Source organism: Streptomyces sp. 1331.2, from assembly GCF_900199205.1.
Taxonomy (GTDB): domain Bacteria; phylum Actinomycetota; class Actinomycetes; order Streptomycetales; family Streptomycetaceae; genus Kitasatospora.
Genome location: NZ_OBMJ01000001.1, coordinates 2,981,627 through 2,993,324 on the forward strand (window position 1 = coordinate 2,981,627; position 11,698 = coordinate 2,993,324).

The following is an 11,698-nucleotide window of genomic DNA, read 5'->3' on the forward strand; positions in this document are numbered from 1 at the left end:
CCCCTCCTGGTCGCGACGGTGCCCCGCCGTCCACCCTACGGGGTGAACGGCGGGGCACCGGTCAGGCGTGCGCTACCGGGTGGCCGCTCAGCCCTCGTGCTTGAAGCGAGGGAAGGCGCCGCGGCCGGCGTACTCGGCGGCGTCGTCGAGGATCTCCTCGATGCGCAGCAGCTGGTTGTACTTGGCGACGCGCTCGGAGCGGGCCGGGGCGCCGGTCTTGATCTGGCCGCAGTTGGTGGCGACGGCCAGGTCGGCGATGGTGACGTCCTCGGTCTCGCCGGAGCGGTGCGACATCATGCAGCGGTAGCCGTTGCGCTGGGCCAGCTCGACGGCGTCCAGGGTCTCGGTGAGCGAGCCGATCTGGTTCACCTTCACCAGCAGCGCGTTGGCGGTGCCGGTCTCGATGCCCTTGGCCAGGCGCTGCGGGTTGGTGACGAACAGGTCGTCGCCGACCAGCTGGACCTTGTCGCCCAGCTTGACGGTCATGGCCTTCCAGCCGTCCCAGTCCGACTCGTCCAGCGGGTCCTCGATGGAGACCAGCGGGTAGGAGGCGACCAGCTCGGCGTAGTACTCGATGAGCTCGGCGGAGGTCAGCCCCTTGCCCTCGAACTGGTAGGCGCCGTCCTCGTAGAACTCGGAGGCGGCGACGTCCAGGGCGAGCGCGATGTCGCGGCCGGGCACGTAGCCGGCCTTCTGGATGGCCTCGGTGATGAGGTCCAGGGCCTCGCGGTTGCTGTCCAGGTTCGGCGCGAAGCCGCCCTCGTCGCCGAGGCCGGTGGACAGGCCGCGCTCCTTCAGCACGCCCTTGAGGGTGTGGTAGACCTCGACGCCCCAGCGGACGGCCTCGGAGAAGGACTCCGCGCCGATCGGGGCGATCATGAACTCCTGGATGTCGACGTTGGAGTCCGCGTGCGAGCCGCCGTTGAGGATGTTCATCATCGGGACCGGCAGGACGTGCGCGTTCGGGCCGCCCAGGTAGCGGAACAGCGGCAGGTCGCTGGCCTCGGAGGCGGCGTGCGCGACGGCCAGCGAGACGCCCAGGATGGCGTTGGCGCCGAGCGAGGACTTGTCCGGGGTGGCGTCCAGGTCGAGCATGGCCTGGTCGATCAGGCGCTGCTCGGTGGCGTCGTAGCCGACCAGCTCCGGGCCGATCTGCTCGATGACGGCCAGGACGGCCTTCTCGACGCCCTTGCCGAAGTAGCGGTTCTTGTCACCGTCGCGCAGCTCCAGCGCCTCGAAGGCACCGGTGGAGGCACCCGACGGGACAGCGGCACGACCCGTGCTGCCGTCGTCGAGGCCGACCTCGACCTCGACCGTGGGGTTGCCGCGCGAGTCGAGGATCTCACGGGCTACGACGACATCGATGGACGGCACGAGGCATCTCCTTGCGGAAGCAGGTCCGGCTGACGCTGGTGCTGTCGGCGGGACGATTGCGGAGTCGTTACGGACCAGAGCCTAGCCGCCCGGGCTCCCGGGGCCACGTCGGCCTCGGTTCCGTCTCAGCGTGTGGCCCCGCTACGCACCGGTAGTTCACCTGCTTGTCCCAGCTTCGTCGCACCGGGGCGGACGAGGCCGACGAACGCGGACGGAGGGGGCCGGACGTACCGGCTCCCTCCGCGCGTCGCGCCGGGGGACGGCCCGGGCGGGTCGGCCCGGGCGGCTCGGCTCAGCCGAGGTGCAGCACCTGGCCGGGCAGGATCAGGTCCGGGTCGCCGCCGACGGTGGCGTGGTTCTGCGCGTACAGCTCCTGCCAGCCGCCGGACACGCCCTGGGCGGCGGCGATCGTCGACAGCGTGTCGCCGGAGCGGACGGTGTAGTCGTGGCCGGACGCCGGCGCGGCCTGCTGGGGAGCGGCGTGCTTCGGCGTGTACTGCGGCGCCGACTGCTCGACGGGCTTCTCGGCCTGCTGGGGGGCGGCGTGCTTCGGCGTGTACTGCTGCACCGGCTTCTGGGCCGACTTGGCGGCGGGCTTCGCGGCCTGCGGTTTGGCGGTCTGCTGGGGGGTCTGCTGCTTGGCGGCGGACTGCGGCTTGGCGTCCGCGGAGGTGTCCACCGAGGCCGGGGCGCCGCCCTTGGTCAGACCGGCCTTCTGCGAGCAGACCGGCCAGGCGCCCGGGCCCTGCGAGGCGAGCACCTTCTCGGCGACGGCGATCTGCTGACCCTTGCTGGCCTGGTTGGCCTGCGGCGCGTACGCGGTGCCGCCGTACGCCTTCCAGGTGCCGGAGGTGAACTGCAGGCCGCCGTAGAAGCCGTTGCCGGTGTTGATGCTCCAGTTGCCGCCGCTCTCGCACTGGGCGACGGAGTCCCAGGTGGAGGCCGGGGCGGCGGAGGCGCCGGTGGCGGTGAGGAGCGGCAGTGCGAGTCCGACGCCGGCCACACCGGCGACGGCGATGGCCTTCTCGGCCTGGGTACGACGACGGTGACGGCCAGTTCCAACGAGCAGCATGAAGAGGTCCCTCTCCGCACGCCTGCGAGGTGAGCTGTCGGGTTCGGACCGGGAGGTGGCCCGGCCGCCGTGTGCGGAAAAGATTCCGCTCGGGCGGCTTCACCCCAAGCCGTGGGAGGACGGCAACAAACCTGGTTCCCCCGCCCCTGCCCAGGGTTCTGGTCGGTTTCCCGTGACGCGGCGGGCAGGATTCGGCGTTCCGCGCACGAGGTCCGCAGCTGCGAACTCCAGGGAGAGTAGACAGAACATCAGACCGATCACAAGCTCATATCGCAGATATCACACAGAAATTACGGCGCGTGGCCGATCGCCTACCAACGGCGTCGCTATGTCCGGTTTGATGGGCGTTCATACCGCCGTCGAGGGCCCGTCGGCGACACCGCGTCAGCGTGTCGAGGCCGCCGGCGGCGCGTGCGGGGACCGGCTCTCCGGCGTGAATTCGACCGGAAGTTCCCGCAGCCCACGCATGATCAGACCACCCCGCCAGCGCAGATTCTCCGGACTCTCCGCGAGCCGCAGATCGGGCAACCGGGAAAGCAGCGTGGCCAGCGCGGCACGCCCCTCCAAACGGGCCAGCGGGGCGCCGATGCAGTAGTGGATGCCGTGCCCGAACCCCAGATGGGGATTGTCCGTTCGGGCCAGGTCCAGGGTGTTCTCGTCCGCGAACCGGGCCGGATCGCGGTCCGCCGCCGCCAACACCACCAGCACCGGATCGCCCACCGGGATGTCCACCCCGCCGATGGCCAACGGCCGCGTCGCGAACCGCCAGGTCGCCAGCTCCACCGGCCCGTCGTAGCGCAGGAGTTCCTCGATCCCGGTGTCCAGCAGCCCCCGCTCGCCGCGCGCCACCGACTCCTGCAGCAGGCGGCGCTGCTCCGGGTTGCGCAGCAGCGCGTACGTCCCGTTCCCGATCAGGTTCACCGTCGTCTCGAAGCCGGCGAAGAGCAGGATGAAGGCCATCGCCGCGGCCTCGTTCTCCGTCAGGTGCTCGCCGTGGTCGCTCGCCCGGATCAGGCCCGAGATCAGGTCGTCCCCGAGGTCCGCGCGCTTGCGGTGGATCAGCTCCAGCAGGTACGCCCGCATCCGCTTCACCGCCCGCCCCACGCCACCGCGTTGACCGCCGCCGTGCCGGATCATCATCCCGGCCCAGTCGCGGAAGTCGTCCTGGTCCTCCGCCGGCACGCCCAACATGTCGCAGATCGCGTAGATGGGGAGCGGGAACGCGAACTCGTGGATCAGGTCCGCCGAACCGCGCTGCGCGAAGCCGTCGATCAGCCGGTCCGTGAGCTGCTGCACCCGCGGCTCGAACTCGGCCACCCGGCGCGGGGTGAACGCCTTCGACACCAGCCGGCGCAGCCGGGTGTGGTCCGGCGGGTCGATGTTCAACAGGTGGGTCATCAGGTCCGCCTGCCGCTCCCCCGGGATGCCCACCCGGCCGGTGCGGTGCGCCTGCTCGCTGTGGTGCGCCGGGTTCTTCGACAGCCGGCCGTCCGCGAGCGCCTGCCGGGCATCCGCGTACCTGGTCACCAGCCAGGCCTCCACCCCGCTCGGCAGCGTCGTCCGGTGCACCGGGGCGTGCTCGCGCAGCCAGGCGTAGGCGGGGTACGGATCGGCGGCGAACTCCCAGGTGAACAGCTGCGGCGCGGAGGCGTCGAGCGGGGCGGCGGCGGGCCGGGCGGAGTCGGGCTGAGCAGGCATGGGTCGACCGTATCCGGTGCGTCCCCGGCGGGCCGGGCGCGCCCTTCCGGCGACGGCCGCGCCAACGCTCCGTGGACGACCCGCAGACGGTACGTGGACGGTCCGTGGACAGCTCTTGGACAGCTCTTGGCCGGGCGGGCGGCGTGAGCCTGGTCACCTGCGGGGTAATCCCTGTTGCGGAGGGTCAGGAACTGCCTACGATCCTCCGCAGTACGCGTGGGCGCCGGTGCGGTGCCGCCCACAGGGAGGAGCAGACCATGCGGGTCAGCGGGTCAGTCGTCGTCATCGCGGTACTCGACGGCGGGTCGGGCGCCGACCTCGCCCGCCGGTTCTCCGCGGCCGGCGCCGCCGGAATGCTGATCGCCGACCAGCACGTCGGCATCGCCGAGGACCTTGCCGCCGAACTCGACCGGCCGGGCTGCCCCGTCGTGGGCGTCTCCGGCGACATCCGCCGCCCCAGCGACGTCGCCGCCCTCGTCGACACCGCGGAGAAGCACCTCGGACCGATCGACCTGTTCGCCGTCGCCGGACCGGACGGCGAGCGCATCATCTCCCTCGCCGACCTGCCCGCCCACCTCGACCTGGAACGCCTCGCCGAACTCGTCGTCCTCGTCGGCGAGGCCATCGGGGAACTCGTCCCGCCGCAGCGCCGCCCGGCCGAGAACACCGCCACGGCGGCCTGAGGCCCGCTACTCCGATCCGAGGCCCTCGGCCGCGCGCACCGCGTCCCGGTAACCGCGCGCGGCCGCCCGCAGCGCCGCGTCCACGTCCACCCCGGCGTCGTGCGCCCGCTGCGCCACCGCCAGCAGCAGCCGGCCCACCGACTCGGCGGTCAGCTCCGCCGGCAGCACGTACGGCTCGTCCGGCACCGCCGTGAAGCCCGCCCGGCGCACCCTCGACACCAGCTTCGCCGCGTACGCCAGCGCGGGCAGCCCGGCCGGCACGCCGTCCAGCACCGACTCCCGGTCCGCCTTCTCCGCGGCCTTCAGCTGCTCCCAGTTCGCCTCCACCTCGGCGGCGCCCCCGGCCTCGACGTCCCCGAACACGTGCGGGTGCCGGTACATCAGCTTCTCGACGATGTCGCCGGCCACGTCGTCCACCGTGAACGGCTCCGTCGGGTGCTCCTCGGCGATCCGGGAGTGGAAGAACACCTGGAGCAGCACGTCGCCCAGCTCCTCGCGCAGCGTCTCCCGGTCCCCCTCCTCGATCGCCTCGACCAGCTCGTACGCCTCCTCGACCAGGTACTTCACCAGGCTCTCGTGCGTCTGCTCGGCGTCCCAGGGGCAGCCACCGGGCGAGCGGAGCCGGTCCATCACCGTCACCAGGTCCAGCAGCCGCGCCCCCGGCAGGTCGTACGAGCCCGGCAGCACCTCGATCTCCGGCACCTCACCGGCCCGCTCCACCGCCAGCCGCGCCAGCGCGTCCGTCAGCCCCGGATCCCCGTCCGGGCCGCCCAGCCACACCGTCGGCCCGCCCCCGGCCGGCTGCTCGGTCAGCAACCGCGCCAACGCCGGCACCGACCCGGCCGCCACCACCTCCACCGCCACCCCGGCCTGCCGCACCGCCGGCACCTGCGGATGCCCCTCGTCCCCCACCAGCACCCGCCCCGCCGACCGCAGCGCCTCCCACGCGGGCCACGCCAACAGCCCGGGAGCCACCCGGTGCGTGGTGGTCAGCAGAATCAACTTGGCACCCGGCACATTCGTCATCACACCCCGAACCTACTCCCCCACCCACCCCACCGACCCCCGCTCCCCGACCGCAGAACGGCGGCCCCGGGCCGAAGCCCGAGACCGCCGTGCACCACCGCCCGCCAGGGCTACTTCTTCGCCCCCGCCAGGTCGTCGAACATGGTCGACAGGAACTCGCTGCACCAGCCCAGCAGTTCCCGGCCGACCAGCGGCTTGCCGCCGATCCGCCCGGTGCTCGGGCGCGGCACCAGCAGCTGCCGGGCCGCCGCCTTGACCTGGCTGCGCGGGTAGAGCCGGTTCAGCCGCAGCTGCTGGGACTCGCGCAGCTCCACCGGCCCGAAGCGGACGTTGGTGCCCTGGAGGGTGATGTCCGAGATGCCGCACCGCCGGGCGTACAGCCGCAGCGCCGCGACGAGCAGCAGGTTCTCCACCGGCTCGGGCAGCTTGCCGTAGCGGTCGACGAGTTCGTCCCGGACCTGCGTGATGTCCGCCTCCGAGTTGACCGCCGCGATCGAGCGGTACGCCTGCAGCCGCAGCCGCTCGCCGGGCGCGTAGTCGTGCGGCACGTGGGCGTCGACGGGCAGCTCGATCTTCACCTCCAGCGGCTCCTCCTCCGGCTCCCCGCCGCCCACCAGCGACTCGCGGAACTCGGCCACCGCCTCGCCGACCATCCGCATGTAGAGGTCGAAGCCGACGCCCGCGATGTGCCCGGACTGCTCGCCGCCGAGCAGGTTGCCGGCGCCGCGGATCTCCAGGTCCTTCATCGCGACGTACATGCCGGCGCCCATCTCGGTGTGCTGGGCGATGGTGGCCAGGCGCTCGTGCGCGGTCTCGGTGAGCGGCTTCTCCGGCGGGTACAGCATGTACGCGTAGCCGCGTTCGCGCCCGCGCCCGACCCGGCCGCGCAGCTGGTGCAGCTGGGAGAGGCCGAAGGTGTCGCCGCGCTCGACGATCAGGGTGTTGGCGTTGGAGATGTCGATGCCGGACTCCACGATCGTGGTCGACACCAGGACGTCGAACTCCTTCTCCCAGAAGTCGACGACGACCTTCTCCAGCTGGGTCTCCCCCATCTGCCCGTGCGCGGTGGCGATCCGCGCCTCGGGCACCAGGTCCTTGAGCCGGGCGGCCGCCTTGTCGATCGACTCCACCCGGTTGTGGATGTAGAACACCTGTCCCTCGCGCAGGAGTTCACGCCGGATCGCGGCCGAGATCTGCTTCTCGTCGTACGGCCCGACGAAGGTCAGCACCGGGTGCCGCTCCTCCGGCGGGGTGGTGATGGTGGACATCTCGCGGATGCCGGTGACCGCCATCTCCAGGGTGCGCGGGATCGGGGTCGCGGACATGGTCAGCACGTCCACGTTGGCCCGCAGCTTCTTCAGCTGCTCCTTGTGCTCGACGCCGAACCGCTGCTCCTCGTCGACGATGACCAGGCCGAGGTCCTTGAACCTGGTCTCGGAGGAGAACAGCCGGTGGGTGCCGATGACGACGTCCACCGAGCCCTCGAACAGCCCCTCCAGGACGGCCTTGGCCTCGCTGTCGCTCTGGAAGCGGGACAGCGCCTTCACCGTCACCGGGAAGTTGGCGTACCGCTCGGCGAAGGTCGAGAAGTGCTGCTGCACCAGCAGCGTGGTCGGCACCAGCACCGCCACCTGCTTGCCGTCCTGCACGGCCTTGAAAGCGGCCCGGACGGCGATCTCGGTCTTGCCGTAGCCGACGTCGCCGCAGATCAGCCGGTCCATCGGGACGGACTTCTCCATGTCGGACTTGACCTCGGCGATGGTGGTCAGCTGGTCCGGGGTCTCCGCGTACGGGAAGGCGTCCTCCAGCTCGCGCTGCCACGGGGTGTCCGGGCCGAAGGTGTGGCCGGGAGCGGCCATCCGCGCCGAGTACAGCTTGATCAGGTCGGCGGCGATCTCCTTGACGGCCTTCTTGGCCCGCTGCTTGGTCTTCGCCCAGTCCGCGCCGCCGAGCCGGTGCAGCGTCGGGGCCTCGCCGCCGACGTACTTCGTGACCTGGTCGAGCTGGTCGGTCGGCACGAACAGCCGGTCGCCGGGGTGGCCGCGCTTGGCCGGGGCGTACTCCAGCACCAGGTACTCGCGGGTGGCGCCCTGGACGGTGCGCTGCACCATCTCGACGTACTTGCCGACGCCGTGCGCCTCGTGGACGACGTAGTCGCCGGGGACGAGCGCCAGCGGGTCGATGGCGTTGCGGCGGCGCGAGGGCATCCGGCGCATGTCCTTGGTGGAGGACCTCTGGCCGGACAGGTCGGTCTCGGTGATGACGGTGAGCTTGAGCGCCTCGTCGACGAAGCCGTGCTCGATCGAGCCGCAGGAGACGTACACGACGTCCCGGGTGGGCGCTTCGGCGAGGTCGGCGACCAGCCGGGCCGGGATGCCCTCGTTGCCCAGCACCTCGGCGAGCCGGGAGGCCGGCCCGTGGCCCTCGGTCACCATGACGACCCGCCAGTCGGCGGCCAGCCGCTCCTTGGCGTCGGCGATCGCCCGGGCGGTGTCGCCGCGGTAGGCCTCGACGGCGTGCATGCCGAGGGTCAGCGTGTTGGCGTCGAACTCCAGCACCTCGCTCACCGTCGACTCGCTGGTCGCGAACGGGCTGACGGACCACCAGGGCAGCCCGATCTCGTCGGCGTGCTCGCGCACCTCGGCGAGCGAGCGCAGCGAGGCGGCGGAGACGTCGATGGTCTCCAGGTCGATCGGCCGGTCCCCGCCCGTCGCGGCCGCGACCCAGGAGGCGTGCAGGAACTCCTGGCTGGTCGCCACCAGGTCGGCGGCGCGGGTGCGGACCCGCTCGGGGTCGCAGACCACGGTGACCGAGCCGAGCGGCAGGACGTCGAGCAGCAGCTCCATGTCGTCGACCAGGACGGGCGCCAGCGACTCCATGCCCTCGACCGCGATGCCCTCGGCGATCTTGTCCAGGATCTCGGCCAGCCCGGGGTGTTCGGCGGACAGCTCGGCGGCCCGCGCCCGCACCTCGTCGGTGAGCAGCAGCTCGCGGCAGGGCGGCGCCCACAGCCCGTGCTCGGCGATCTCCAGCGAGCGCTGGTCGGCGACCTTGAAGTACCGGATCTCCTCGACCTCGTCGCCCCAGAACTCCACCCGCAGCGGGTGCTCCTCGGTCGGCGGGAAGACGTCCAGGATGCCGCCGCGGACGGCGAACTCGCCGCGCTTCTCGACCAGTTCGACGCGCGCGTAGGCAGCCGCGGCGAGCCGGCGGGCGACCTCCTCCAGGTCGTGCGACTCGCCCCGCTGGACGGCCACCGGCTCCAGCTCGGCCAGCCCCTTGACCTGCGGCTGCAGCACCGAGCGGACCGGGGCGACGATCACCTGCACCGGCCCGGCCGCCGGGTCGTCCGCCCGCGGGTGCACGATCCGGCGCAGGACGGCCAGCCGGCGCCCGACGGTGTCCGAGCGGGGCGACAGCCGCTCGTGCGGCAGGGTCTCCCAGGCCGGGAACTCGGCGACCGCGTCGGCGGGCAGCAGCGAGCGCAGCGAGGCGGCCAGGTCCTCGGCCTCCCGGCCGGTCGCGGTGACCGCGAGCACCGGGCGGCCGCGCTCCCCGGCGGCCTGCCCGGCGAGCGCCCGGGCCAGCGCGGCGATCGCGAACGGCCGGGCGGCGGGCGGTCCGACGAGGTCCAGGTGGCGGCGGCCGCCGGCCGCGGCTCCGGTGGCGGTGGCCGCCTCGATCGCCTCGGCGAGCGCCGCGTCCCGGGCGACGACATCGAGCAGTCCGGTCAGACTCATCTGGGGTCTCTTCTTCGTCCCGTGGCTGGTGCTGCCCCCGGGCGGCGAAGGCCCGCCAGGGCAACGCGAACGGCCCGGCGCGCCGAGCGGCCGGGGGTCTCCAGCCTACGCCGCGCCAGGGACACGCACGCGGCGTACGGCCACGGCGGGGCCGGGCGGGGACGAACCGCCTCCCGCACCCCATCCCTGACGGGGACATGACCGGGAACGAACCACTGGACGGAACACCGGACCGCCGGTGGACGAACCGGCCCGGCGCCGCCCCCGCCACGGGCACAGCCACCCGCCACGAACTGGACATACTCCTGTCACTGGCCGTCCATGGAGATCGCGCACCATGGTGAACGTGCCCGCCGCACCCAACCGTGGGGGATGGCTGTGGCGGCACTGTCGCACCCCCGATGGGGGTCGGAGGTGCGAGGCCGGGCGACCCTGGGTGGGGGCGCCCGCCCAAGCGCCGGGAACCGTGGCGCCCTTTCCTGGAGGGCGCCACGGGTCTCGGCCTACTGCGTTTCCCGGGCCCCGCCCCGGACAGGCCCTAGCGGCGGCGGTAGCTCACGGTGTTGGGCGTCGCGTAGTCGGCGCCGTCGTCCACGATGATGATCTTCGGGATGATCCGGGTCTCCTCCGCCGGCGCCCCCGCCTTCCCGTCGCCCGCTGCCTCGTCGCCCGCCGCCCCGGTCACGGGCTCGGGCGGGGAGGCCGGCTTCGGCGGGACCACGGCCGGGGCGACCGGGCCGGTCACCACGGGCCCGGCGGCCGCCTTCGCCGCGCCACCGCCGACCACCGGCGTCCGCGGCACCGAAGCGCCACCCGAAGCCCCGGCCGAAGCCGGAGCCTTCCGCAGCGTCGGCAGCGGGATCTCCCCGGTGTCCGCCTCCGAGTCCACCGGCACCGCGTCGACGACCGCGTCCGCCGGGCCCGCATCCACCGAGGCCGGAGCCTCGTCCACGGGGCCGGGGCCGGAGCCGCGTCCCCCCGCCGCGCGGCCGCGGCAGCCGCCAGCCCGGGCTCGATCTGGCCGACCGCCGCCCCGGTGAGGGAGGCCAGCGTGGCCTTGATGTGGTCCAGGTGCTGCTGCACCGTCTCCAGCCGGATGTCGAACTCGGCCTGCTCGCGCTCGCTCGCCGCGTTGATCTTCTCGGCCTCCCGGCGGGCCTGCTCGACCAGCTGGTCCGCCTTGGCCTGGGCGTCCGTCTCCAGCTGCTTGATCCGGTTCAGCACGGTCTCCCGGTGCTGCTCGGCCTCCTTGACCCGGCGCTCGGCGGTCGCCGAGACCTCGGCGTCCTCGGCGTCGGCGGCGGCCTGGGCCGCGGCGAAGTCCTCGTCGGCCCGGCGGCGCCGGGTGGCCAGCTCGGCCTCGGCCTGCTCGCCGGCCTCGGCGGCGGCCACCCGCACCTTGGCGGCGTAGGCGGTGGCGGCGTCCCGGACGGCGCGGCTCTCCCGGTCGGCTTCGGCGCGGATGCCCTCGGCCTCGGCGCGGGTGCGCTCGTCGGTGCGCCGGGCGGCCGCGTCGGCCTCGGTCCGGGTGGTGGTGCTGTACTCCTTGGCGGCCCGGTCGAGCGCCTGGCCGGCCTCGTAGACCTCGTCCCGCAGGTCCTCGGAGAAGCGCTCGGCCTTCTCCCGGACGGCGCGCGCCTCGTTCTGGGCCATCGCGGCCAGTCCTGCGGCCTGTTCGCTGAGCACCTCGTAGTCGGGCTCCGGGGCCTCCTCGGCGGCCCGGCGGATGTCGGCCAGCCGGGCCTCCATCTGCCGGATGCCGGCGCCGAGGACGCTCAACCGTTCCCACGCCTCGTCGCGCTGCGCGGTGAGCGCGGCAAGGGCCCGCTCGACCTGATCGGGCGCGTAACCGCGCCGGGCCTGGGTGAAGCCGTGCTGGGGGACGGCGTCGCTCATGGGCTCTTCCCCTCGTTGTCGCGGGCTGCGGAGCCCATGATCGGACGGAACGGCCGGATCCGGAACCGCTTCGGAGCCGGGGGCCGGATTCGGTCGTCGTACGGACCTGAATACGTCGAGGACGGGACGAATAGACCCATCCTCTTGACCTATTTTGCGCAGATCCGGGCGAAACCCCAACGAGGCAGAGCCGCCGCGGCACGCCGGAG

The 11,698-nt window shown here is 73.0% G+C and carries 8 protein-coding genes and 1 riboswitch; of the genes, 1 reads left to right on the top strand and 7 read right to left on the bottom strand.

Annotated features, from left to right (window positions below; translation table 11 throughout):
* Window positions 1-87: 87 nt before the first annotated feature.
* The 3 genes from eno to CRP52_RS12555 all read right to left on the bottom strand — a co-directional run bounded on the left by eno (window position 88) and on the right by CRP52_RS12555 (window position 4,144).
* Window positions 88-1,374, bottom strand: coding sequence for a phosphopyruvate hydratase (eno, locus tag CRP52_RS12545; protein WP_097236477.1), 1,287 nt, complete (start codon window positions 1,372-1,374; stop codon window positions 88-90).
* 292 nt (window positions 1,375-1,666) lie between these two features.
* Window positions 1,667-2,446 carry a LysM peptidoglycan-binding domain-containing protein gene (locus CRP52_RS40465; RefSeq protein ID WP_097236478.1) on the bottom strand — a complete coding sequence of 260 codons (780 nt, stop codon included), beginning with the start codon at window positions 2,444-2,446 and terminating at the stop codon, window positions 1,667-1,669.
* Between the two features lie 5 nt (window positions 2,447-2,451).
* Window positions 2,452-2,620: riboswitch (cyclic di-AMP (ydaO/yuaA leader) on the bottom strand.
* Window positions 2,621-2,830: 210 nt separating this feature from the next.
* The gene (locus tag CRP52_RS12555; RefSeq protein ID WP_097236479.1) at window positions 2,831-4,144 is read right to left on the bottom strand and encodes a cytochrome P450 family protein; all 1,314 of its coding nucleotides are present in this window, start codon (window positions 4,142-4,144) and stop codon (window positions 2,831-2,833) included.
* A gap of 257 nt (window positions 4,145-4,401) precedes the next feature.
* On the opposite strand from CRP52_RS12555, the gene CRP52_RS12560 reads away from it, so the two are divergent.
* Complete coding sequence (locus CRP52_RS12560; RefSeq protein ID WP_097236480.1) at window positions 4,402-4,827, top strand: SDR family NAD(P)-dependent oxidoreductase; 426 nt, start codon at window positions 4,402-4,404, stop codon at window positions 4,825-4,827.
* Between the two features lie 6 nt (window positions 4,828-4,833).
* Here CRP52_RS12560 and CRP52_RS12565 read toward each other — a convergent pair whose 3' ends face one another.
* From CRP52_RS12565 to CRP52_RS12580, 4 genes are all read right to left on the bottom strand, one after another.
* Window positions 4,834-5,853: a MazG family protein gene (locus CRP52_RS12565; RefSeq protein WP_097236481.1), complete on the bottom strand. Its 1,020-nt coding sequence runs from the start codon at window positions 5,851-5,853 to the stop codon at window positions 4,834-4,836.
* A gap of 110 nt (window positions 5,854-5,963) precedes the next feature.
* Window positions 5,964-9,593 (bottom strand): transcription-repair coupling factor, encoded by a 3,630-nt coding sequence (gene mfd / locus CRP52_RS12570; protein ID WP_097236482.1) that lies wholly within the window; start codon window positions 9,591-9,593, stop codon window positions 5,964-5,966.
* Window positions 9,594-10,131: 538 nt separating this feature from the next.
* On the bottom strand, window positions 10,132-10,341 hold the full coding sequence (locus CRP52_RS12575) for a hypothetical protein (protein ID WP_179852776.1): 210 nt from the start codon (window positions 10,339-10,341) through the stop codon (window positions 10,132-10,134).
* Window positions 10,335-11,489, bottom strand: coding sequence for a hypothetical protein (locus CRP52_RS12580; RefSeq protein ID WP_097236484.1), 1,155 nt, complete (start codon window positions 11,487-11,489; stop codon window positions 10,335-10,337). The genes CRP52_RS12575 and CRP52_RS12580 overlap by 7 nt, the downstream gene beginning before the upstream one ends.
* Window positions 11,490-11,698 lie beyond the last annotated feature (209 nt).

Coding starts and splice junctions, on each gene's coding strand:
- CRP52_RS40465 (WP_097236478.1), bottom strand. CDS start 2,446: ATGCTGCTCGTTGGAACTGGCCGTCACCGTCGTCGTACCCAGGCCGAG.
- CRP52_RS12555 (WP_097236479.1), bottom strand. CDS start 4,144: ATGCCTGCTCAGCCCGACTCCGCCCGGCCCGCCGCCGCCCCGCTCGAC.
- CRP52_RS12560 (WP_097236480.1), top strand. CDS start 4,402: ATGCGGGTCAGCGGGTCAGTCGTCGTCATCGCGGTACTCGACGGCGGG.
- CRP52_RS12565 (WP_097236481.1), bottom strand. CDS start 5,853: ATGACGAATGTGCCGGGTGCCAAGTTGATTCTGCTGACCACCACGCAC.
- mfd (WP_097236482.1), bottom strand. CDS start 9,593: ATGAGTCTGACCGGACTGCTCGATGTCGTCGCCCGGGACGCGGCGCTC.
- CRP52_RS12580 (WP_097236484.1), bottom strand. CDS start 11,489: ATGAGCGACGCCGTCCCCCAGCACGGCTTCACCCAGGCCCGGCGCGGT.